The sequence below is a fragment of the Sphaerisporangium perillae genome, assembly GCF_023276435.1.
GTDB classification, from domain to species: Bacteria; Actinomycetota; Actinomycetes; order Streptosporangiales; family Streptosporangiaceae; genus Sphaerisporangium; species Sphaerisporangium perillae.
On sequence record NZ_JALLPO010000005.1, the window covers coordinates 106,770 to 129,760 of the forward strand.

General features: G+C 70.1%; 17 protein-coding genes. 3 read left to right on the forward strand and 14 right to left on the reverse strand.

Annotated elements, in window-relative coordinates:
- Positions 1 to 8 precede the first annotated feature (8 nt).
- The 3 genes from MYF83_RS06575 to MYF83_RS06585 all read right to left on the reverse strand — a co-directional run bounded on the left by MYF83_RS06575 (position 9) and on the right by MYF83_RS06585 (position 2,997).
- Positions 9 to 1,163, reverse strand: coding sequence for a DegT/DnrJ/EryC1/StrS family aminotransferase (locus MYF83_RS06575; protein ID WP_248959274.1), 1,155 nt, complete (start codon positions 1,161 to 1,163; stop codon positions 9 to 11).
- A 77-nt stretch (positions 1,164 to 1,240) separates the two neighbouring features.
- Complete coding sequence (locus tag MYF83_RS06580; protein WP_248959275.1) at positions 1,241 to 2,323, reverse strand: GNAT family N-acetyltransferase; 1,083 nt, start codon at positions 2,321 to 2,323, stop codon at positions 1,241 to 1,243.
- 89 nt (positions 2,324 to 2,412) lie between these two features.
- Entirely contained in the window at positions 2,413 to 2,997 is a 585-nt protein-coding gene (locus MYF83_RS06585) for a hypothetical protein (protein WP_248959276.1), read from the reverse strand.
- Between the two features lie 299 nt (positions 2,998 to 3,296).
- Here MYF83_RS06585 and MYF83_RS06590 point away from each other — a divergent pair, with 299 nt between their 5' ends.
- Positions 3,297 to 4,682, forward strand: coding sequence for a GH39 family glycosyl hydrolase (locus MYF83_RS06590; RefSeq protein ID WP_248959277.1), 1,386 nt, complete (start codon positions 3,297 to 3,299; stop codon positions 4,680 to 4,682).
- A 125-nt stretch (positions 4,683 to 4,807) separates the two neighbouring features.
- On the opposite strand, the gene MYF83_RS06595 is transcribed toward MYF83_RS06590, so the two are convergent.
- The 9 genes from MYF83_RS06595 to MYF83_RS06635 all read right to left on the reverse strand — a co-directional run bounded on the left by MYF83_RS06595 (position 4,808) and on the right by MYF83_RS06635 (position 19,307).
- Entirely contained in the window at positions 4,808 to 8,122 is a 3,315-nt protein-coding gene (locus MYF83_RS06595) for a hypothetical protein (protein ID WP_248959278.1), read from the reverse strand.
- The gene (locus tag MYF83_RS06600; RefSeq protein WP_248959279.1) at positions 8,110 to 9,501 is read right to left on the reverse strand and encodes a lipopolysaccharide biosynthesis protein; all 1,392 of its coding nucleotides are present in this window, start codon (positions 9,499 to 9,501) and stop codon (positions 8,110 to 8,112) included. Before MYF83_RS06600 ends, MYF83_RS06595 begins: the two co-directional genes overlap by 13 nt.
- A 49-nt stretch (positions 9,502 to 9,550) precedes the next feature.
- Complete coding sequence (locus MYF83_RS06605) at positions 9,551 to 10,351, reverse strand: polysaccharide deacetylase family protein (protein WP_248959280.1); 801 nt, start codon at positions 10,349 to 10,351, stop codon at positions 9,551 to 9,553.
- Positions 10,352 to 10,356: 5 nt separating this feature from the next.
- Positions 10,357 to 11,343, reverse strand: coding sequence for a glycosyltransferase family 2 protein (locus MYF83_RS06610; protein ID WP_248959281.1), 987 nt, complete (start codon positions 11,341 to 11,343; stop codon positions 10,357 to 10,359).
- Positions 11,344 to 11,348: 5 nt separating this feature from the next.
- Positions 11,349 to 12,185, reverse strand: a complete 837-nt coding sequence (locus MYF83_RS06615; protein WP_248959282.1) for a glycosyltransferase family 2 protein — start codon at positions 12,183 to 12,185, stop codon at positions 11,349 to 11,351.
- Positions 12,186 to 12,317: 132 nt separating this feature from the next.
- Entirely contained in the window at positions 12,318 to 13,436 is a 1,119-nt protein-coding gene (locus MYF83_RS06620; RefSeq protein ID WP_248959283.1) for a GNAT family N-acetyltransferase, read from the reverse strand.
- 630 nt (positions 13,437 to 14,066) lie between these two features.
- Positions 14,067 to 15,830, reverse strand: coding sequence for an RNA polymerase sigma factor (locus MYF83_RS06625; protein WP_248959284.1), 1,764 nt, complete (start codon positions 15,828 to 15,830; stop codon positions 14,067 to 14,069).
- A gap of 336 nt (positions 15,831 to 16,166) precedes the next feature.
- Entirely contained in the window at positions 16,167 to 17,972 is a 1,806-nt protein-coding gene (locus tag MYF83_RS06630; RefSeq protein ID WP_248959285.1) for a substrate-binding and VWA domain-containing protein, read from the reverse strand.
- 693 nt (positions 17,973 to 18,665) lie between these two features.
- Positions 18,666 to 19,307, reverse strand: coding sequence for a cation diffusion facilitator family transporter (locus tag MYF83_RS06635; protein WP_248959286.1), 642 nt, complete (start codon positions 19,305 to 19,307; stop codon positions 18,666 to 18,668).
- A gap of 328 nt (positions 19,308 to 19,635) precedes the next feature.
- Between MYF83_RS06635 and MYF83_RS06640 the strand changes: the two genes are divergently transcribed.
- Together MYF83_RS06640 and MYF83_RS06645 are read left to right on the forward strand one after the other, a co-directional pair.
- A complete protein-coding gene (locus MYF83_RS06640) occupies positions 19,636 to 20,505 on the forward strand; it encodes a DUF4184 family protein (protein WP_248959287.1) in 870 nt (289 codons plus the stop codon).
- Positions 20,498 to 21,436 (forward strand): TrmH family RNA methyltransferase, encoded by a 939-nt coding sequence (locus tag MYF83_RS06645; RefSeq protein WP_248959288.1) that lies wholly within the window; start codon positions 20,498 to 20,500, stop codon positions 21,434 to 21,436. The genes MYF83_RS06640 and MYF83_RS06645 overlap by 8 nt, the downstream gene beginning before the upstream one ends.
- Before the next feature lie 91 nt (positions 21,437 to 21,527).
- Here MYF83_RS06645 and MYF83_RS06650 read toward each other — a convergent pair whose 3' ends face one another.
- Positions 21,528 to 22,208: a cysteine hydrolase family protein gene (locus MYF83_RS06650; RefSeq protein ID WP_248959289.1), complete on the reverse strand. Its 681-nt coding sequence runs from the start codon at positions 22,206 to 22,208 to the stop codon at positions 21,528 to 21,530.
- Positions 22,209 to 22,304: 96 nt separating this feature from the next.
- On the reverse strand, positions 22,305 to 22,952 hold the full coding sequence (locus tag MYF83_RS06655) for a GntR family transcriptional regulator (protein ID WP_248959290.1): 648 nt from the start codon (positions 22,950 to 22,952) through the stop codon (positions 22,305 to 22,307).
- Positions 22,953 to 22,991 lie beyond the last annotated feature (39 nt).

A 22,991-nucleotide genomic window follows, 5' to 3' on the forward strand; every position in this document is an offset into this window, starting at 1 on the left:
CCCGTGACTCAGGCGGCCCGGCGCAGCAGGCGGTCGCCCGGCGGTGGCGGCGCCGGCTGGAGCGACTCGACGATCGGCAGCGCGCGCTCGGCGTACATCGGGTCGACCGGTAGCACGTGCCGCGCCCACCACCGGGCCGTCTCGCGGTCCGGCGACGGTTCGACGAAGTGCTCGGCGTAGTCGTCGTACGGCGGGTCGTAGAGGTAGCCGGTCGGTACGCCCCGGCGCGCGAGCGCGGCGACGGCCGCGTCACGTTCGGCCACGAGCAGCGGGACGCGGAAGAGCGGCTGGTCCACGTGGTCGAGCACCCCGCCCGCCACGGTCGGCAGCTCGGCCAGCCTGGCGACGCCCGCGAGCCTCGCGGCGCGGTCCTTCGGGAGGCGTGCGAGCCGGCGGCTCTGGTACCACCGTGCGACAGCGCCACGAGAGCTGCGGTAGTCGTGCAGGTCGGCGCGGATCCACGCGTCCAGCGCGGGCAGGCCGGGGGCCTCCGCCAGGACCGCGCGCAGGTCGCCGGGCCGCAGGGCGATGCGGTAGCCGTCGCGGGGCTCCTCGAACCCCAGCGTGCGGGCGAGCCGCATGGCGGGACGGGCCATGTCGAGCCGCAGGGCCAGATGTCGGCCGGTGGAGGTGGCGACGCCCAGCAGGTCCCTTCGCAGGGCGCCCGGCTGGAGCAGCAGGTCGCGCTCGTGCTCCAGCGCGCGCCGGTCGGCCGCGCTCTCGACGGCGAGGACCCCGCCGGACCCGGCTCCGGCGTGTTTGGACAGGCTGAAGACGCCCGCCACGCCGAAGGTGCCCAGCGGCCGGCCGTCTATCGAGGTCTCGGCCGCGTGGGCGACGTCCTCGATGACGACGAGGCCCGCCATGGCCGACACCTCGTCCGGCAGGCCGTACAGGTTGGTGGTGAGGACGGCGTCGACGGTGCCCAGCAGGACGCGGGCCATCTCGATGTTGCCGTCGAGGACGGAGATGGGTGCGATCACCGGGATGAGTCCGGCGGCGAGGACCAGGAACAGGATCTCGTCGGCCGAGATGGGCGACATGAGCAGCCGCTGCCCCGGCGTGCACCAGTGTCGCAGCGCCAGGAAGAGCCCGAGCCGGTTGGACGGCAGATAGACGGTCTCGCGACCCGTGCGGGCCGCGAGGGCTTGCTCCGGACTCACTGCTCCTCTTTCCGCCTTCCGTTCTGCCGGCACCGAGACGCGGCACAGCAGAAAGGTAGCGCATGAGAGCGCTCCGACTACGAAGCGATGGAAGTCCGGATCCGGCCGTATGTCTTAAGGGCCAGGTCGGCGGTCTCGCGGAGCACCGAGTTGGCGAGGACCGTTCCACGGGCCTTGCGGACGGGAACGCGGACGAGCCAGTGGACTCCGGCTCCCGCGGTCGGCCGGGCGATGCGGCCCTCGGTGACCCAGAGCTCGCCGGTCTTGAGCTTCTCCTTGTACTCCTTCTCGCCGCGGCCCATGTCGATGAGGCGGATCCCGGCCTCGGCGGCGCGCTCGGCCATCGCCAGGTGGTGGATCAGACCGGGCGAGTACTTGGCGAAGGCCGGGTCGTAGGCGGGGAACCAGCCGGCGAGCGTGGTCTTGGTGCGCAGCCCGAAGTGCCCGGCGACCGGGCGGCCGTCGACGTAGATCATGTCCAGCTGCCCCCCGAAGTGCTCGGTGTCCACCTGGAGCAGGCTCTCGACCAGGCGCAGGATCCATGGCCGGGAGAAGCGGTCGGTGCGGCCGGTGCGCCGGTACTGGTCGGTCTTCCAGTCGAGCAGCGTGCGCAGCACGGCCTGGTCGCGGACGTCGAAGTCGTGGCGGAGCTCGCCGAAGTCGCGCTGGAGTTTGCGGCTCTTGTACGCCGTGGACTTGTAGGTCTTGCCGGACGCCTGCTTCAGCGTCTCGACGTAGGCCGCGTAGCCGTCGGACAGGTCGATGACCGGTGAGGGGTGGCGGGTGTGCTTGGCGGGGACCAGCGGCTGGCCGGCCAGCAGGTGGTCGAACTCGAACACGGCGAGCCCGCAGGCCTTCACCAGGTCCTGGGGGTCGAACTCGATGTCCTTGGCGTGGACCATCCCCTGGGCGTCGGTGAGCCCGGCCCCGACCGGCATGCCGATGCCGAACTGGTGCCGCTCGAAGGGGAAGAAGCCCACGATGTCGGCGCCGTCCGTCAGCACGGCCACGCGCGCCTGTTCCCGCACCTTGCCGGTCTCGATGGTGAACTCCGGAGACAGGAAGGGGCTGTCCAGCGCGGGGTCGCCGGCCTGCAGCGCCCGCCACTGGGCCGTCTCGGACGGGCCGAGCTCCCGAGGATGGACAACGGAGATGCGCATGAGCTCCTACTGGGTGGTACTCGAGACGCCGGACGAGGCCTACGCCTTTTACCCAGCTTGGTGCCTGGCATGTAATAGTACGATAAGGATCAGATCACGGGTGTGATCCTCGACGACTGATAGCGCTGTCGGTCGAGGCCGGAGCCCCGGTTGTCCAGACCCTGGCGGGGATGCGGCACCTCGAGGCTCGCGGCGTGCTCGCCGAGGATGCGATGGACGTCGATCGCGCCCGGATCCCCTTCGGAACTGCCCGGCACCTGGGAACCGCCGAAGTGGCCTCCCCTGGCCCACAGCCGGAGGCTGCCCTGCGCCGCCACCGAGTGGGGATAGGGGAGCGGAGGGCCGGCCGGCCAGCGGCGGGGCACCTCCCAGGAGTCCAGCCACGCGAGGATGTCGTCCAGCCCGTCCAGCTTGGTCTCGGTGAACGGCTCCTCCACCGAGCCGAGCACGCGGATCTGGACGCAGACCCGGCCGTGCCGGTTGAACTCGCCCGGCAGGCCGCTCGCCGCCCGTGTCGGGGGCAGGCACTGGATGATCTGCCCGGTGACGGGATTCCACACCAGGTGGGCGGGGCGGGCGATCTGTATGAGCCGCTGGGCCACGGACTTGGCCGACACCCGTTGGGGATCGGTGGGCCAAATGAACCAGACCACCCGGGGAACGCCTCCGGCCATGGGGCCGGAATCCTCGAGAGCGGGAATTCGACTGGCGACGGGCAGCCATGCCTGGGCCACTGTGCCCCCTCAAATCCTCGGTCGCCGCTTTTATACCCCTTTCATTAAGCAGTTGACACCTTATGATCCTTGATTGTTGGTATGAGGCCCATCGCCTGTCTTGCGCCGTTAAAGATGTTATGGGCGAGTCGGGTGGTAGGCAGGCGAGCCCTGAGGCGAGACGCCGGCGACCTGCGTGCCCCTGGCCGACAGTGGGACCATTCAAGGGTTCTGCAAGCGCAAGTGGATACGGTGACCAAGTGGTTGACAACAGTGGCCGGCATGCTCGGCGTCGCTACATACCGCGCGGACCGGTCGCCATCGGCGCTGGTCTGCTCGCCCTGGCCATGGTGGTGGGGCTCCTGGCCATAGCGGCGCACCGGAGCAAGGGACGCTCCGACGGCGTCGCGGCGACGATCCTCGCCACACCCGAGCCCCCGCCGACCCTCGAGCAGCCGCCCGTCGTGCACACCTGGCCGCGCTGGGGCGTCACCCACACCCAGTACAGCGCCGACAACGAGAACGAGTCCGTCCGCGCGAGAGTGGACGACCTGTTCCTCAGGGTCCCCATGCTGCAGAACCAGCACATCATGGGCTGGGGCGCGGGAAACCCGGAACCGGTGCCGGGCAAGTACGACTTCCGCGATCTCGACCGCCGGGTCAAGCTGATGGCCGCGACCAAGGCCCAGCCCGTGCTGACCCTGTGCTGCGCCCCCGACTGGATGAAGGGCGGCGCCGAGGGACGCACGAGCTGGGGCAAGATCGAGGTGGCTCCCCAGCGTGACCACTTCGACGACTACGCCGCCCTCGCCGCCACCGTCGCCAAGCGCTACCCCACCGTGACCCACTACATGGTCTGGAACGAGTTCAAGGGCTTCTGGGACGACGCGCACAACAACTGGGACGTCGAGGCCTATACCGACTTCTACAACCGCGTCTACGACGCGTTGAAGGCCGTCAACCCCAAAATCCAGGTCGGCGGGCCGTACATCCCGATCGACAGCCACGTCTCCGCCACCAACGCCTCCTCCCTGAAGGGACCGTGGGGCGCCGTCGACCGCAGGAATCTCGACAGCGTCGAGTACTGGCTCCAGCACAAGAAGGGCGCCGACTTCGTCGTCATCGACGGCTCCTCCGCCACCAACGACAGGGGGCTCGTCCCCGACGAGTTCATCGCGCTGAAGAAGTTCTCCGCCGTCACCACCTGGCTCCGCCAGAAGAGCGGCGACCTGCCCGTCTGGTGGGCCGAGTGGTACATCGCCCCCGACAACATCGACTGGGACGAGCAGCACCGCACGGCGGTGCAGGCGGCGGCCATGATGGAGTTCGCCAGGAGCGGCGCGGCCACGGCCCTCTACTGGAACCCCCAGCGCAAGGCCGGGGACGACTGCCCGGGATGCCTGTGGACGCCTGACGTCGGCGACGAGATGCCCATGGCGGGCCTGATCAGCGGCTTCACCCGGTGGTTCCCGGCAGGCGCCCAGCTCGTCGACGTCACCGCCTCCGACCCCCGGGTCCAGGTGCTCGCCGTCGACAAACAGATGATCATGGTCAACACGGCGTCCGCCCCGCTCTCCGCCACCGTCGACGGCAAGGAGTTCCAGCTCGACGCCTACGACGTCAAGTGGAGCGACCGCGGCCAGTGACCCGTTCACCGGCAGGCGGTGCCCGGCGGCAGGATCGCCGGAGTGAGGCCGGCCGGGAATCGGCGTGTGGCAGGCCGGCGAGCACATGAAGGCCGGCCGGCGAGCACATGAAGGCCGGCCGGGGATCAGCCCGAGGTCAGGGTCAGGAACCGCTCCACGATGACGGCCATCGCGGCGACCGTCGTGAGGATGCCGACCAGCACCAGCTTGCGGCGTCCTCGGGGAGCCCGCTCCGTTCCGCGCAACCTCGCCAGCTCCGCCGCGAACAAGGTGGACACGGCCAGGGCCAGGGCCACCAGCCCGAGCGGCGTCCACGGGGTGGAACGGTCGCCCACCATGGTCACCGGCGCCGGCGGCGGGATCTCCGCCCCCTTCGGGTACGAGCGCAACGTGTAGATGGCGGCGTCCGCGTTGGAGAAGACCCGCTTGAGCTTCACCGAGGAGTCGAGCGACGCCTGGAAGCGCTCCCCCCACCCGGCGGGGAAACCATGATTGAGCTCCAGGTACGCCGCCTGGCCCCGGCTCGCGATCAGGAACGTGTTGGGAGCCTTGCCGGTCAGCGCCGTGAGGATCCCGCTGACGTCGGCCGGATCCTTGGTCACGAGCGCCTGGTCGTACTCCACCCGGTCGATGTCGCGCTCCCGCCACGGGATGGTGGGAGTGACCTCCTCGCCGAGGACCGGGACCAGATAGAGCACCCGCGCGCTCGGCTGGTCGTGCGCGTAGATGTACTGCATGGCCGCGGCCTCGCCGGTCGTGACCCGCTCGAACTTCTCGTTGCCGTAGCGCGCCACCAGGAAGGCGCCCGCCAGCGCCAGCGCCGCGACCGCCGCCAGCACGGCCGAGATCCGCCGGGTCGTCCCCGGGTTGAACCGCACGGCACGCCGCCGGACCGGCACGGTCTCGCCCTCGCGCGAGTCGCTGCTCGGCGCGGGCAGGTTCGGGAAGAAGGCGTACGCGCCGAGGATGCACGCCGCGGGCAGCGCGAACATGTAGACGCGCAGGCCGATCTCGCCGCCGTAACTCTGCAGGCCGAGCGCCAGCGTCGGGACGCAAAGCAGGACCGCGGCGGTCCGGTCGCCGACGCCGCGCCGCAGCCGCCGCAGCAGGCCGATGGCGGCGAACAGCAGGATCACCCCGCAGATGGCGAGCCGCACCTTGAGGACGATGGCATGCTGCGGGTCGGTTCCGACGAGCCGGTCGCCGGTGTTCTCCTGCAGGTTGGCGAAGATCTTGCCGATGCCGCCGAACAGCTCGTTGATCCGGCCGCTCCAGAACGGCGTCGCCTGGTAGTTGATCCAGGCGAGCACGATCAGCCCCATGAACACCGGCAGCGCGAGGGACAGGGTGCTGCGGCGGAGCACGATGAGCCCGGTCAGCGCCCCCAGCATCATGAACGGCGTGATCTGGTGGGTCGCCGTGGTGGCGATGAACAGCCCCACCAGCAGCGTCAGCAGCACCACCCGGTCGGTCACCGTCGTCGGCCTGGCGGGCAGCTCGCCCGGAACCAGCCGGTCGAGCCGGGCCAGCGTGCGCCGCAGGAACCCCTTGGCGGGCAACGGCGCGGTCCTGGGCTCCGCCCGGCCGAACCAGCGCATCACGATGGCGACGAACACCAGATAGAGCGCGAACGTGAACCCCTGCGGCGAGAAGTAGTCCTGCCCGATCCACTGGACCAGGATGAACAACAGCGCCGCGAACCAGCGGGCCCGGGTCGTCGCCACGATCTGCCGCAGGATCAGCACGAACGGCAGCAGGTAGAGCAGGTTGGACACCAGTGGCGTCCACTGCAGGACCGTCCCGGGGTCGTTGACGCCGGCCGCGCGCAGGACGAACCCGAACAGCGCGAAGAAGCCCGGCCAGGCGAAACGGGCGTCAAGTCCCGGCAGCGCCTCTCCGGCACGCCCGATGTACTCGGCGAAGCCCGCGTGCACCCACGCGGTGTGGAAGCGCGGCTCGGACTCGATGAGCGCCGCGGCGCCGTGCAGGGTGAAGGTGACCGCCGCGAGCTGGAACAGCAGCACGCCCTTGCGGTCGGTGTTCTGCGTCAGGGTCACGAAGAACGACACGATGATCAGCGCGATCGCGGCGAAGGCGGTGATCGGCAGGACCGAGATCAGGCCCAGTCCGTTGATCTTGTCGAGATCCACGCCGCGCATGGCCCCGTGCGGCACGCGAAGCGCCAGCACGTACATGACCAGGCCCTCGAGGGTCAGCAGCGGGGGCAGCCACGATGCCGCGCTCGCCGCCATCCGCGCCACCATGCCCGTCGGCGCCACATCCGCGTCTCCGCCGGCACGTGAGGGCACCTCCCCGACCGTCACCGCCACCGCCGCCTCCGCAGGCCCGGCAGGCTTGCTCGGTACGGCGATCTCGGCCGGTACAGGGCTCTTGGTCGGTACGGCGGTCGCGGCCGATGAGGCGGCTCGGGCGGCCGGGGCCGGCATCTTCAGTGCGACGGTCTCGTCAGGCGAGGGTGTCTCACCCGCTGCCGGAGTCGCGGCCGGTGCCGGCGGCTTACTCGCCGCCGGTGTCTTGGCCGGTGCCGGCGTCTTACCCGGTGCCGGTGTCTTGGCCGGTGCCGGCGGCTTACTCGCCGCCGGTGTCTTGGCCGGTGCCGGTGCCGGTGCCGGTGTCTTGGCCGGGCCGGGCTTCTTGGCCGGGGTGGCCGCAGCCGGCACGGGCTGCGGGACGGCCGGTGTCGTGTCGAGCAGGTTGCTCTCGGCCGGCTCGCGCGACGCGTCGAGCGGCGGGGCCTTCTCCGCCCCCGGAGGCGCTAGGACGGCTCGCGCGGCGTCGTTCGTGCGCGCCGCCGGCAGCGGAAGCTGGATCACCTGTGTGGCGTCGTCGTCGACGGGCTCGTCCGCCATCGCCCCGACCGGGCCTTCGTCCCCGGCGCCGCCGTCCGCCCCTGCCTCCGGCTGGGCCTCAGTCTGGACCTCGGCCTCCGCCTCGCCGGATGCGGACGCGGTCTCGGTCTTCGTCCGGACTTCGGGGATGGAGGTGACCTGGGTCTGCGCCTCGGACGCGGTCTCGGTCTTCGTCCGGACTTCGGGGATGGAGGTGACCTGGGTCTGCGCCTCGGACGCCGTCTCGGTCTTCGCCCGGACCTCGGGGATGGACATGACCGTGGTCTGCGCCTCGGACCCGGCCTCAGTCTCGGCCTCGGGGGCGGACGTGGCTTCGGCGTCGGCTTCGGCCTCGGACGTGGCTTCGGTGCCGGGTTCGGAGTCCGCCTCGGGGCCGGACGCCGGCTTGGCGTCGCGTGCCGGGACGGCCGCAATCGGCAGGGACATCGGGCGGGTCAACTCGGAGGTGACGTCGGGGTCGACGCCGGCCTCGATGGTCGCGTCGGTGACGCCGTCGACCGCCTCGTCGGCGACCTGGGCCGCCGTCTCCTCTGTCACCTCGTTGCCCGTCCGTTGCCTCACGTAGACCATGATGCGGCCTCGGAGGCTCCCCGCGCGCTCGCCGACTCCGGCGTTTCCACATGATTAAGAATCTTGCGGAGCCCAACAAAGATCAGCAAAGCGACCAGGAGCTCGCTGAACAGCAGCCCGTACCCGACCGCGGTGATGCCCGTCACCGGCAGCAGGATGACCGACGAGGAGAGCACGAGCACCGCGAGGCCGATCTGGACCAGGGCGAGCGTGCGTGCCTCGCTCCGGGCGCGCAGCGCGCTCAGGTAGATCTCGATGAGCACGCGGGGAAGGACCGCGATGGCCATCAGCCGGAGCAGCGGCGTGCCGTGCTGGGAGAAGCCGGGACCGAACACCGACAGGATCAGCGGAGCGGCGACGAACGTGACGGCCGACACGGGACCGATGATCAGGTAGGACCGGCGTAACGCCTGGCGGCAGTTGGCGGCGAGCTTCGAGCGGTCGCTGGACCCCTCCACGGTGAGGGAGGTGGCCATGTTGATGGCCAGCAGTTCGATCATCGCGCCCAGGGTCTGCGCCATGGCGAAGTAGCCGAACAGCTCACCGCTGACCCGCGAGGCCACGTACACCGGAAGGAAGTAGACGATGGCCAGGATCGAGAACGCCCCGGGGTAGTCGCCGGCCAGGAAGCGCCCGATCTCGCGCGCCCGCGGCGGCCGGGAACCCTCGGGGGCCAGCTTGGCGTGCCGCGGCACGAGCACGCCGAAGATGAAGAAGTTGATCGGGATCAGCGCGAGGGCCGTCGGGACGATCCAGGAGACGTAGATGCCGTCGTCGGGCAGCGCTCCGGCCACCGCCACCAGCAGGCCCATCTTGACCAGGCCGAAGCAGAAGCTGTTCACCGGCACCCAGACGGCCTTGCGCATCCCCGCGAGCGCGACGTCCTGGAGGGTGAACACCGACCAGATGGCCACGGACGCGAGGAAGAACAGGCCGGGGCCGGTGCCGGCGAGCGTGGCGTAGTTCTCGCCCCAGAACGGCAGCGTCAGCAGGAACCCGGACGCGGCCACGACGGCCGTGAGCGTGGCGACGAGGTAGCCGCGGCCGATCAGCGCGCCGGTGCGCCTGCCCGCCACGGGGATGAACCGGGCGAGCGCGCCCGTCAGGCCGAGTGCGATGAGCCCTGCGAACAGCCGCATCGCGGTGATCAGCGCCTGGCTGCGGCCGAAGTCCTCCGGGGAGTACAGCCGCGCGGCGAGCAGCCAGTAGCCCATGCCCAGCACCGCCGTGACGCCGGTGTTGGCCATCAGGGCGTAGCCGTTGAGGAAGAGAGGGTTGCGTAGATCACGAAGGAGGCGGCGCCAGAGAACGGTCAACCTCCCGGCGCCCTTGTCGGCGTCCGGCCGTTCCGGCTTCGCACCGGTCACTGTTGTCTTCATGGTCGCGTCACCCCCCTCATCGACGCGCGGCGTCTTCCCCGCGGTTACTTCACTCACGCCCGACCACGTGGCGCAGGCCATAGCGGGTGCGGCGCACCATCGCATAACCCTTGGTCAGCGCGTGTTCCTTCAGATAGATGATCGGCACGCCCTGCCCCTCGACGGCGCGCCTGAAGCGGCTCATGGTCGTGGAGCGGCCCACGGTGAGCCGGGGCAGCGCCATCACGTCGCCTGCGTCGGAGGCGAGCGAGTTCGCCACGGCGCAGGCCGCCCAGTAGCCGGCCTTGCGCACCTCCTTGCGCACGCGTGCGCTGGAGTAGCCGTACGGGTAGGCCATCGTCGCGACCGGGCGACCGACCTTGTCCTCGAGCAGTGCCTTGTTGCGACGGAGCTCCTGGCGCAGCGCCGCGTCGGGTAACTGGTCGAGCTGCGGGTGGCTGTGGCTGTGCCCGGCGATCTCGATGCCGCAGGACACCGCCTCGCGCGCCTGGCTCCAGGTCAGCATCTTGTCCAGGGGCCGGCCCGCGGCGTCAGTCCCCGCGTCGCTCACCCACCCGCTGGTCAGGAACACCGTCGCGGGGAACCCGAACTGCTCCAGGATCGGCAGGGCCTCGCTGTGGAAGTCGGCGTACCCGTCGTCGAAGGTGACGACCACGGGCCGCTCGGGCATGGGGGCACCCTGCGTGCCGTACAGGGTCGCGACCAGGTCACCCAAGGTGAACGGCGTGAACCCCCGGTCCTTCAGGTAGGTCATCTGGGACTCGAACACCGACGGGCGGACCGCCAGCGGGCGGGTCGCGCTGTTCGGGCGGTCGGTCACCGAGTGGTACATGAGGATCGGTACGCGCATGGTGGTCACCGTTCGTGTTCGATGGTTCGTCCCGCCCGGTTCCCGCGCATGCGCAGCCGGGCGGAGCCCACGGCGTACCCCCACGTCGTCCAGGCCAGGCCGGCGACGATCGCGCCGGCCCTGGCCAGCCCGGCCACGTCACCGCGCAGCGTGTCCCCCACACCGCGGAGGACGCCGAGCGGCAGCGTCTTCATGGCGTGGGCGCGCTCGCTCGACAGGCCGTCACCGGCGCCGACGCTCTGGGCGACCAGCGCCTTGGACAGCCCCTCGGCGTAGCACCGGGAGCGGAAATAGCGGAACGTGGCCCGCGAGGCGGGCACGCGGTGGCCGATGATCGCCTGCGGCTCGAACATCATGATCGAGCCCGGCCTGCGCTGGGAGAGCCTGATGCAGAACTCGGTCTCCTCGCAGCCCAGCGGGCGGCTCTTACGGCCTTGGACGCTGCGGCCGATGCCGGAGTGGAAGCCTCCGACCTCGCCCACGACCTCTCTGCGGAAGGCGGCGTTGCCCCCCATCACGTTGCGGATCGGCTTGCGTTCTGCGGGCAGGCCGCGGTAGGTGCACCCGATGGTCCAGTCGAACTCCTCGGGGAACCACCGCGGCCGGTCGCCGTTGTCCCACAGGGGCTTGGTCAGCCCGCCTACCCCCACGACGCCCGCGGTGCCGTCAGGCGCTGCGGACATCGCCTCTTCGAACGCCGCGAGCCAGCCGGCGTCCGCGATCGCGTCGTCGTCCAGGAACGCCACGACGTCACCGGTGGCGGTCGCCACTCCGGTGTTCTTGCCGCCGGACAGTCCCCGCTCGTGGGTGTTCTCCACGACGACCGCGTCGGTGTACTCCCGCTTGAGCCGCAGGTGCAGCTCAGGGTTGTAGTCGACGACGAGGATCAGTTCATGCGGCTGACGCCTCTGGCTGCGCACCGATTGCACGGCGGCCCTGATGTCGTCCCACCGGTCTTCGGTGTAGACGCAGATGACGACGGAGATCTTCATTTCGGTTATGCCGCGCCCTGGTCGGCGGCGGGCTGCTGGGCGGCCGCCGCGGGGTGGACCTCGATCGGGGGACGCCGCCATTCGCGGACGATGGTCTTGAGCACGCGCCAGCCGTCCCGCACGGCGCGCAGGTTGCTCTCGCCGTGGATGCGGCACCGCTCGTGGCTCGGCACCTCGTGCACGCGCAGGCCGGCCTTGGCCGCCCGGATGTTCAGCAGGGTCTCGACCTCGAACCCTTCGCAGTCGAGGTCGAGGACCTCGAGGTGGCGCGCCCAGAAGGCGTTGTAGCCATAGCACAGGTCGGTGTACTGGGTGCCGTAGATCCAGTTGACCAGCGTGCGCAGGACGCTGTTGCCGAGGCGGCGGCTGAGGGTGAGGTCGTCACTGCCCCCGCCGCTGGCGTACCGGGAGCCCTTGACGAAGTCGGCCCCGGTGACCAGCGCCCCGACGAAGTGGATGATCTCCCTACCGTCGGTCGAGCCGTCGGCGTCGATCATGACGATGATGTCGCTGGTGCATTCGGCGAATCCGGTGCGAAGGGCGTCGCCCTTGCCCTTCCCGCGCTGCTGCACGACGCGGAGGTTCGGACGCAGGCGGCGGGCGACCGCCACCGTGTCGTCGGTCGAGTTGCCGTCCACGAGGATGATCTCGTGGATCCAGTGCGGCAGCGTGGCGAAAACGTGCGGAAGGTTCTCCGCTTCGTTCATGGCCGGTACGACCACGCTGACGGTCGGCGATATGGCGAGGTGCGGGGTGAGGGGGGTGAAACGGTCCACTGTCGGCAGTGGCCTCAGGTTGTGAAGCTGAGGTTTCCCGTTGTGCTTGGTGATCTCGGGACTCATTTTGAGGGATGTCCTTCCGGGCGGTCTGACATCGGCGGCGACTGCCAACAGGACCGGCGCGACTGGACGGAGAGGGGTTTCTCCGTCCCGGTCAGAGCAGTAGAGGGTGTGGACTGACTTGCGGGGGCGACTTCAACGCACCCCCGATGGTTCCTTTTCGACTGACTCAGGCTGAAGGGAGGTGCGAACCCGCCCGAAGCCCTTCAGCAGCCTGTCGGCCAGCCGGTAGAGCGACGGACGGTCGACCACGATGTTCCGGGCCTTGTTCACCGGCGTCCGCCCTATCCAATGGACGGCTGCCGCCGCCGATGGGCGGGAGACCCGCCCCTCGGAGACGTGGATCTCGTCGTTCTTCAGCCAGGCCTTGTACTCCCGGCCCCCCTTGCCCATGTCGACCTGGCCCAGGCCGTGGGAAGCGGCCTGCTCGGCCATGTGCAAGTGGTGCATTATCCCGGGGGAGTACCGGGCGAACTCGGGGTCGTAGGCGGGGAACCATCCGACCAGCGTGTGATGAGTGCGTAAGCCGAAGTGACCGGCCACGGGGGTGTCCCCGGCGTACAGCATGGTCAGCACGCCGCCGAACGACGGCGCGTCACAGGCGTGCATCTCGTCGATGAGCTCGACGATCCACGGCTGGGCGAACCGGTCGACCCGTCCGGTCCGGCGGTACTGGTCGGACTTCCAGTTGGTCAGGATGCGCATCGACTCGGGGCCGGTGGCGCACCACTCCAGGCGGATGTCGCCGTGCTCGCGGGCGAACTTGCGCTCCTTGTAGCGGACCGTCTTGTAGTTCTTCGGCGAGTTGGTCCGGACCTGGTCGATATAGGCGTCGAAGCCGCCGGTGAGATCCATCATCGGCACCGGCCGCACCGCCGACTCGTGCGCAGCCCAGGTGGGCTGCCCCGCGACCATGTGGTCGAAGTCGAAGACCGACAGCCCGCAGGCCCGCAGGATCTCCCGCGCCGGGATGTCGAGGTCGGGGACCGAGATGAGCCCGTGGCAGGTGGTCAGCCAGCTCCCGAGGGGCTTGCCGATGCCGAAGGCGTGCCGCTCGAACGGCAGGAACCCGACCACTTTGCCGCCGTCCTCGATGACTGCCACGTGGACGTACGAGCGGAGCCGGCCGAGGGCCAGCGTGAATTCGATGGAGAGAAAAGGATTGTCGAGTGCTGGGAGGGCGCGCTGGAGCTCACGCCATCGTGCGAGCTCCGGCTCTCCCAGCTCCCCGGGCCGGACGACCGTGACTTTCACCTTGACCCGGCCCCCTGTTCGGTGTGCACACTGCCGTTCCCCCGGTACAGAGACCGAAGCACCCACATAAATCCACCGAGCACCGCAACGGTGGCCACTCCCGCGCGGGGAGACCAGGCGTCGAACATCAGCATGGCCTCAGCTAGTAGAACGTTTATAACGAGACTTGCCGCGGCGCCCACCGTTAGAGCCGCGAGAGGGTCACGATCACGCAACAGTCCGACGACCGAGGCTCCTGGGACCACCAGAAGGAAGAGCGGCGTCAGGATCAGGCGTGCCGGTGTCCGGATGTCGGCGAGGGCGATGACCGCTCCCGCGGCGCACGCCAGCACCAGCACCCAGGTGAGCACTGTCCTGTTCCTACGCATTTCTCCTGGCTCCGCTGGTCAAGGCCGACTAAAGACATGGTTGATCGCTACTCTCATATGACCAACCACGCTATGCGATCGTCAATGCCGACGCCCCAACCCCGTCACTGGTTTACAAAGCCAAGGGCAAGAATCGTTGTGCGGTCAATCACAACAAACCGCACAAACGACTGATGCCCCCGAGACCGTTGGGACTGCAGGGGCTGGGGGGTATTCACAAGGTTACAGGTGGTTTGCCCTAGGTGTGGAGTCTGGGGCGGAATCAGGTGTTGTCGCCGCTCGATTGTTCGGTCGGCGTGTCGGTGCTCGACGGCTCCGGTGAAGGTTGCGGGTCGGGCGGCGGATCGGAGGCCGGAGGCGGGTCCTGCGCCTCCCATGTGATCTGGCAGGTAGTGCCGCCGGACGCGGAACGCAAGGTCACGGTGCCCTGACCTGCCTGCTCGGGAGCGGAGACGACGACCGAGATCCGTTGCTTGACCCCGGCCTTCAGAGCGCCCTGTGCGGGCGAGACGCTGAGCGCGCCCGTGACGGTGGCCGTCCAGGACACACTCCCGTTCCTTGCTGAGACAAGGATCTCACCCGCGTCGTCCCCGCCGAACGCTCCCGGGCACGAGACCACGAGCTTGGCCACCGGGGCGGGCGGTCGGCGTGTCGGGGTCGGGGGCGCGGACGTGCGCGGTGCGGCCGCCGGGGCGGCGGACGCGCTCTGGGACGGTGACGGCGAGGGCGTCGCCTTGGAGGTGGGCGTGGGCTCGGAGGAGGTCGCCGCGTCGGTGGGTTCGGGGCCGTAACTGATCTGCAGTTCGCCGGGCGTGCGGCTGGGGAAGCGCAGGGTCTGGGTCGCGCCGTCGGGGTTGGAGGCGTTCTGTCCGGTCGCGACGACCATCGCCCCGGTCGCCACCAGCACGCAGGCGATGGTGGCGAAGATCGGGGTCGTCCTGCGGGACGCCTTGCGCGCTCCCGCGGCCCCCCGCCTGCGCGGGGTGCCGCGTCCAGTCCTCGGCGCCCTCCCGCCCGGTTCGTACCCCGCGCCCGTCCCATGCCGGGGCGCCTCCGTGTGCGCGATGGCCATACCGTGGCGGGGCGTCTCCAAGTGCGCCACGCCGGTGCCGTAGGAGGGCGTGTCCACGGGCTCCAGGGCCGGGCGGCGCCCGTCCCGGCGCTCCGCTTTGGCACGGCGCTCGGCGCCCACCGGCGGGAAGCCGTTCTTGTCGAACCCGTCCGCCGCCGCCATGACGGCGGCCCGCGCCGGGTCGTGCTCAGGCCGGGCGCAGGTCTCGGCGACCCGCCGCCGCAGCGACAGGGGCGGGAAGGCCACCGGGACGGCGTCCAGGAGGCGATCGGCGGACACCCGGCGGTGCCGTCCCTCGGTGCACTCCTTGCATCCGATGATGTGCCGGGTGATGCGCCGCCTCAGCTGCTGCGGGAGCGGCCCCTCGATGGAGTCGAGCAAGGCGGACAGATCGGGACAGTGCGCCCGGCCGGTCCTGGCGAGGATCACGGCGGCGGCGGCGTTCTCCACGTGGTCGCGGGCGCGGGTGAGGCGGCTGCCGGCCTGCCGGGAGGTCAGGCCGAGCGCGGCCCCGATCTCGGAGGTGCTCAGCTCGTGCCGGACGGCCAGGACGAGCACGTCCCGCTCCTTGGTCCCGAGTTCGGCGAGGGACTCCCGCACGATCGCCGCGAGCTCGGGATCCTCCTCGTCCCCGTCCATGAACGCCTCGGTCACGGCGCCGTGCGCCGGCGTCCGCCCGCGACGGGCGCTGCAGTGGTAGCGCGTCAGCGCGTACAGCCATGCGCGCAGGCGCGAACTCTCCCGCAGCACGCCGATGCGGCCGTGGGCGGTGACGATCGCGTCGTGCACGGCGTCCGCCGCGGCGTCGGTCTCCTGAAGGAGCGAATGGGCATAGTCGTTCAGTCGGTCGGCATAGGCGTCATAGAGGCCGTCCGCCGCGCGGTCGTCCGCTCGGCGCAAGGCCTCTACCAGTCGTTGATCGTCGGCACGGCCGACGCTCGGCCATCCGGGCACGAATCTTCCTCCCCGCGGGACGGGTACCTGGCTTCTGGTCGCGCATGTTCGCGAGAATTTCCCCTGCCCGCGCCAGGCCCCACACGCGTAGGACGCTCGTTTCCCCCACGCGGTTCACCCGGAAATGTTTGATAATCACACGGTATGACCTGGGAAAACAGGGGTGAATGGGGCTGCTGACACAGGTGTGGTTCGACGGTAGAACTGTGGCGCGCGACGGTCGCGCCGGTAGGCGTCCCCGGTGACGGTCCGCGATCTTCCCTAGGGCTCGATAAATGAGAAACGCCCGATCCCGGGCCCTTGAGGGGCCGGGATCGGGCGCGCGGCGCGCGGCTGCTACTGCTGTTGCGTGCTGCCATTGCAGTTCGGTGCGCAGAGTCGGCGGGAGATGCCCTCCAGGAAGACCTTGCGGATCTCCAGGGCGTTGTTCGGGAAGAAGGCCTGACCCTGCGTGGCCTTGGCGATCGACTGCATCTGGCGCCGCCCGGCCGCGTCGTCCGCGCCGAGGGCGACGATGATGATGCTGATCGGCTGGGTCTCGTCGAACTCCTCGCGGAGCTTCTTGAGTATCGCCGAGTTGCTGATGCCGCCGTCGGGGTCGTCGTTGCCGACTCCGTCGGTGAAGACCAGGATAGTGTTGATCTTGTCGGCCTCGTACTCCGCCTTCATCTTGTCGTAGGCGGCGGCCAGCGTGTCGTTGAGGCCGGTGTCCCCGGTGGGCTTGGCCCTGATCTGCTGGAGGGACTGGGAGATGACCTCCCGGCGGGTGGCGCCGTTGAGCTTGCCCCCGATGGGCCCCACGGGCACGGCCTCGCGGTAGTCGACGCCCTTGCCGTTCAGGTTGGTGGTGAAGATCCAGGTGCCGATCTCGGTCTTGTCCGGGAAGAGCTTCAGGCCCTCGATGGCGGTCTGCGCGATCAGGCGCATGCGGTCACCCGGGGCGCCGACGGCCGGCAGCGCCATGGTGCCCGAGATGTCCAACAGGGCCAGGAGCCGGCCGCCCAGCTTGAGCCGGGACCAGGCCTGCGAGAGCTTGACCACCGTCGCGTCGTCCGGGATCTTGATGGCGCGCGGCGTCGCGGGGTTCAGGCCGTTGGCCTGGCTGATCCCGCTCCCGGCCTTGCCGTCCGGGGTGCGGAAGCCGTGCTCCCGGATCGTCTTCTTGGCCTCGGGACCGGAGAGCGCGGCGGTGAAGTTCTTCGCGGCGTCCCTGGTGGCCTGGTCCTGGGCGGTCACGACGACGGGGTAGTCGAGGCTGATCGTCCCCTCGGCCGGATACATGGCCACGACCTCGCCGGGCTTGCTCTTGGCGTTGTACGCCCAGACTCCCTGCTCGGACGCGATGCCGATCGGGGCGCGGGAGGACTGCTTGGCCATGCTGGCGAACATGTTGGCGGGGGTGTTCACCGCGCTCTCCGAGAGCTGCCTCAGCACACCCACGAGCTGGTCGTCCCCGGCGCCCGACGCCTTGAGCACGCCGGCCCCGGCGAGCAGGGCGCTCAGCCCGGCCGCGTTGAGCGTGGGGTCGAGGGGCAGCACGCGGATCTTGCGTCCCAGGCCGTCCGGCGTGGCGGCGTTCGCGGCCGACATCAGGCCGCTCCAGCTCGGCTCGCCGAAGGCGCTCTGCAGCTTCTCGACCACCGGCTTCGGCGCCGCCAGCACCACGGGGGAGCGGGCGATCGAACCGGCCGGCACGGGGACTCCCGCTCCCTTGGGGCTGGAGCGGAGCTTTGCGACCCACAGGCTGGAGTCGGGGATCCAGACATCGCCGTCGAACTTGCCGGTGGTCGCGCCGGACCCGGCGATGGCGTTGCTGACGCCGGCCGAGTCGCTGTCGCTGACCGTGACCGCGACGCACTTGCCGTTCACCGAGGCCGCCGTCTTGTTGTAGTCGGCGGCGATCTTGGCGATGGCGGGTTCGATGTCAGGAGAGGCGACGACCTGGAGCGCGACCTTGTCGTCACCGCAGCTCTTGTCGCGACTCATGATCACATAGGCGGCGACGCCGAGCAGCACGGCGAGTGCCACGGCGCCCGCCAGGGGCACCAGCACCTTGCCCCGGCCCGCGCGACGGCGGCTCGAGGGCTCGCGATAAGGGTTGTAGCCGCCCTCAAGCTCGTCTGTGCGGTGGCGTCCGCCCACGGTGTCCTCTTAGGGTGTCGATCTTCTCCGAACGTGGCGCGCTTAGCAGCGACCATATAAGGAGATCCGGGGTAATGCTTACGGAACCATAGCGTCAAGGACAATTGCAGCAAAACCGATCTTTTCCTGCGACGATTACGTAGCGTGTCGGCGATTCGCTGTTTCCGCTACATATTCGCGATACATCTTGACGGGTGCAGAACGCGATGTATCGTGACCCCATATATGCCGATATTTCGTGCCCAGTAGGCGCGAACACCGTACGCGGCCGGGGGCGGCCGAGCAGGGGGTGACGCTCGTGTCGGCGGTCATCGAAGCGCCGGACAGCCTGCCCACAGAACACGCCGAACCCGCACACAACCCACCCGGCAACACCGAAACGACCCAGAACACGGCGCGCGGTGACGGGGAAGACGCTCTGCGTCTGGAGTGGGCCGAGGTAGGGGACGTCTTGGGAGTCGCGCGCGGCGAGGTGGCGGGTGCTGTTTCGCGGAGACGGCCCGATCTGCTGCTCATCGAGGCGGCCGGACCCGCCTGTCCCGATGAGGTGCGGCGTGCGCTCAGGGAGTCGGGGTGCGTGCGTGAGGTGGCCATCGCCGGGCGGTTCTGCCAGGCGATGGCGGACTCCGGAACCGCGCCCCTGGTGGTCGGCGCGCTGCGCGATCAGGGACTCGAACTCGCCGTGGTGATCGTTCAATGGCGGCAGGAGTGGCCGTGCCACGCCTTGCCGCCCTCGCGCACCGCCACCGCCGCCAGCGCGAGCGCCACGGCGGGGTCCAGCCACCAGCAGCCGAGGGACGTCGCGGTCAGCCCCGCGAGCACTCCCGCGGCCATCAGGGCGCACAGCACGTTCTGGGTGCCCTCGCCGGTAGTGGCGGCCGAGCCCAGGCGCGCACCCAGCCGGCGCTTGGCGAGCCCGAGCAGGGGCATGCTGACCAGGCTGATCGTGGTCACCGCTATGCCCAGCGCCGTGGGAACGGATCGCTCGCCCGCCCGCAGGTCGTAAGCCACATGGGCCACCAGATAAGGCGCGAGCAACCAGAAGCTGACCGCCACCGCCCTCTGCGCGCGACGCTCGGCGGTGGGCGAGTGGAGCCGGTGCCCGGTGAAGCGCCAGATCACGATCAGGCTCGCCAGTGCCTCGACGAGGGATGACCAGCCCCAGCCGATCAGTGCCACCGAGTGCGCCGACAGACCCGCCGCCAGGCCCAGCGAGCTCTCGGCGCCGAGCCAGACCAGCGTGGCGATCGACAGGCTCCTGGCCAGGCGCGCGTCGCGCAGAAACGACTCCGGCAGGGCCGGAGGGCGCACATCCGTACTCTGATCTGGCACCATGGCCCCCGATCACTAGAATCCGGCCCTGACTGCGCTGCGTAGTCTATCCGTCACTCATGGTGTCATGTCCTCGCCCGTCCACGGCTGTGGACAGGCTCAAGGACTGGTCCCTGGCTGTGGACAGGCATGCGGCCGGCCCGTGGTCGTGGTCGGGTGTGCGGCTCGTCTGCGGCGGTGGACGGTGTGCTGCCGGGCGGTTTGCCCGGTGGGGACGTGTAAGCCGTTCTGTGGCTGTGGACAGATGTGCGTTGGTTCGCCGCTGTGGACGGCCCCGAGGCCGGTTCACTGACAGGCCTGCGGGCCGTTGTGCCGTATGGAGGAGATCCCGTTGCCTTTCACCCTGAGCCATGTCGCCGCGGTGATCCCCTTGATCCACTCGGCGCGGGTGCGGAAGGTGCTGGACCCGTGGGCAGTCGGCGTGGGAGCGATGGTGCCCGACCTGCCGATGTTCCTGCCCTACCTCGAGGACTACAGCCGGTGGCACTCTCCGCTGGGGATCGTCACCGATGACGTCGCGGCGGTGTTCGTGCTGCTGGCGCTCCTGCAGTTCGTCTTCCGGGACCCGCTGACCGCGCTGCTGCCGGGGCCGCTCGCGGCATGGGCCGCAGCCCTGCCGGGACCGGCCTGGCGCAGGTTTCCCACCATCGCGCTCGGCGCGGCGGTGGGCGCCGCCACCCATGTGTTCTGGGACTCCTTCACCCACGACTGGGGCGCCGCCTTCTGGGGCTGGGCATGGCTGACCGAGCCGGTCTTCGGCTGGGTGAACGGGTACCGGCTGCTCCAGTACGTGTCGTCGGCGGCAGGCCTCGCGGTGGTCGCCTGGTGGCTCGCCCGAGCACTACGCGCCTCCACCCGACCGCCCACATCAAGCACGTCGTCCACGCCGGCCCCATCCCCGCCATCCGGGCCGTCCGCGCCGATCTCAGCCGCGTTCTCGCGGCTCGCGGTTGCGGCTGACGTGGCCTCCCACCCGGCGCTCCCGGTTCGGGTGCGGTGGGGGGTGCTGGCAGCCACAGGCGTGGGAGCCTGCGTCTCCGCCGGTCTGTGGACCCTTGTGGACCCGCCCAACCCGGTCTACGGCTGGGCCGGGATCATCACCAAGACGGGCGTCGGTCTGGTGGTCGGCCTGTGCGCCGTGCTGACCCTCTACGTCTTGTCGTGGCAGCTCGCCAGGGTCATACGCTTGTCCCGTGCCTGAGCTCATCCCCGTGGAGGACCCCGCCGACCCCCGGCTTGCGGACTACGTGCGCCTGCGCGACGTGGAGCTTCGCAAGAGCCTGGAGGCCGAGCGCGGCCTGTTCATCGCGGAGGGCGAGAAGGTCGTCCGGCGGGCCGTGGCCGCCGGGTACCCCGTCAGGTCGGTGCTGACCACGCGGCGGTGGCTCCCCGGGCTGGAGGACGTGCTGGGCGACGCCCGCGTATACCTGGCCGCCGACGAGGTGATGGAGGGCATCGCCGGGTTCGCGGTCCACCGCGGCGCCCTCGCCTCCATGGCCCGCCTGGAACTCCCGTCGGTGAAGAGCCTCCTCGCGGGGGAGTCCGGCGGTACGGGAACGAAGGACCCTCAGGCGGTCCCCAGGGCCCCCCGGTCCACGGCCGGGAAGGGCGGGGCCGCCATCGGCTCCAATGCGCGCCCGCCTCGCCGGGTGCTCGTCCTTGAGGATCTGGTGGACCATGGCAATGTGGGCGCGATCTTCCGGTGTGGGGCCGCCCTGGGTGTCGAGGCCGTCGTTCTGTCGCCGCGCTGCGCCGATCCCCTCTACCGGCGGTCGGTCAAGGTGTCCATGGGCGCGGTCTTCGCCGTGCCCTACGCACGGATGACCAACTGGCACGCAGGGCTGGCCGAGCTTCGCGAGGCCGGGTTCCAGACCCTGGCCCTCACCCCCGACCAGTCGGCGACCCCTATGGACGCGGTCGCCATGAGCGAGCGGGTGGCCCTGCTGCTCGGCTCCGAAGGGGACGGCCTGTCGTCGCGGTGGCTGCGCGAGGCGGACGAGCCGGTGTGCATCCCGATGAGCCCCACGGCGATGGGTCTCGGTGTCGACTCCCTCAACGTCGTCGCCGCCGCCGCGATCGCCTGCCATGGCCTCATGAGAGGCGCGGGCGCGGCGGGCTCTCGCATCCACTGAGGCCAAATATCCAGCGAGAGGTGGGGCACGCCGTCGACGGTCAGGACCAGGGGATCTTCGGCTGGGCGGGGGCGGTCGTCGTGGTCGTCGGTCAGCTCCGCGCTTCTAGTGCCTTGAGGTAGTGGCCGGAGGGGGCGACCCATCCGAAGATGCCGCCCTGGGCGGCGATCATCTGGAGCCCGTGGCGCTGGAACTCGGGGAAGTAGGAGCCCACGCAGTCCGACAGCACCAGGCACTCGTAACCCCGGTCGTTGGCCTCCCTGACGGTGGTGTGCACGCACACCTCGGTCGTGACGCCGGTGACGATCAGGCTGCGGACGTCCTTGTCGCGCAGGACGCGATCGAGATCGGTGGCGTAGAAGGCGCCTTTGCCGGGTTTGTCGATGACGAGCTCATCCCCGGTCGGGGCCAGCTCGTCGATGATGTCGTGACCGTACTCGCCGCGGACGAGTATCCGCCCCTTCGGGCCGGGATCTCCGATGCGCAGTGAGGGCGCGCCGCGGCGGAGCTTGGCGGGCGGGCAGTCGGACAGGTCGGGCAGGTGGCCTTCGCGGGTGTGGATGACGGTCATCCCGGCGTTCCGGGTGGCGGTGAGCACCTCGCGCAGGGGCGCGATCACCTGCCTGAGCATGGTCACGTCGTTGCCCAGGGTCTCCCCGAAGCCTCCGGGCTCGACGAAGTCGCGTTGCATGTCGATGACCAGCAGTGCGGTGTGCGCGGGGTCGAACCCGTAGGTGTAGGGATCGGCCTCGACGAGAAGCTGATCGGCCACATTGTTCTCCGTTCTTCGGATCCTCCTTTCGTCGATTGTCGACAGAATTATTTCGATGGCCGTTCCATCCCGTTACGCTGCTGTTAGCTCGGTACCTCAGCCGATGTAGGCCCGCGCGCCGTGCGCGGCGAGGGCCTCGACGGCGGTGGCCGGATCGCCGGAGGCGACGGCCTCGAAGAGGCGGCGGTGGCGCACCACCCCTTCGGAGGGGGTCCGCTGCTCGGCCTCCCCGCGCAGGTTGGCGGCCATGTACAGCTGGAGCTTGGAGATCACCGGCTCGTACGCCAGCAGCAGCTGGCGGTGACCCGCGAGCGCCACGAGCGCGACGTGGAACCGCCTGTGCGCCTCGTTCTCGGCGAGCGCGTCGCCGGCGTCCACCGCCGTGCCCATGCCCTCCAGCGCTTCGGCCAGCCCTGACAGGTCCTGCGCGCCGGAGGGCGGCAGCGCCGTCTCGACCGCGTACCGCTCCAGCACGTCCCGCAGCCCGAACAGCTCGTCCACGTCCTTCCTGGACAGCTCGGCGACCCGGACGCCGCGCCTCGGGAGGTGCTCCACCAGGCCCTGCTGCCCGAGCGAGCGCAGCGCCTCGCGCAGGGGCGCCCTGCTGGTGCCGAAGCGCTGGGTGAGCTGCTCCTCGATCAGCCGCTCGCCGGGTGCCAGGGCACCGCTGAGGATCTCGTGGCGTAGCCGCCGCATCGACAGCTCGACGAGGCTGGGGGACTCCAGCAGCCCATCCGGTTCCACCCGCGCGCCTCCTCTCGCCACCTGAAAGAACTCTCTCAG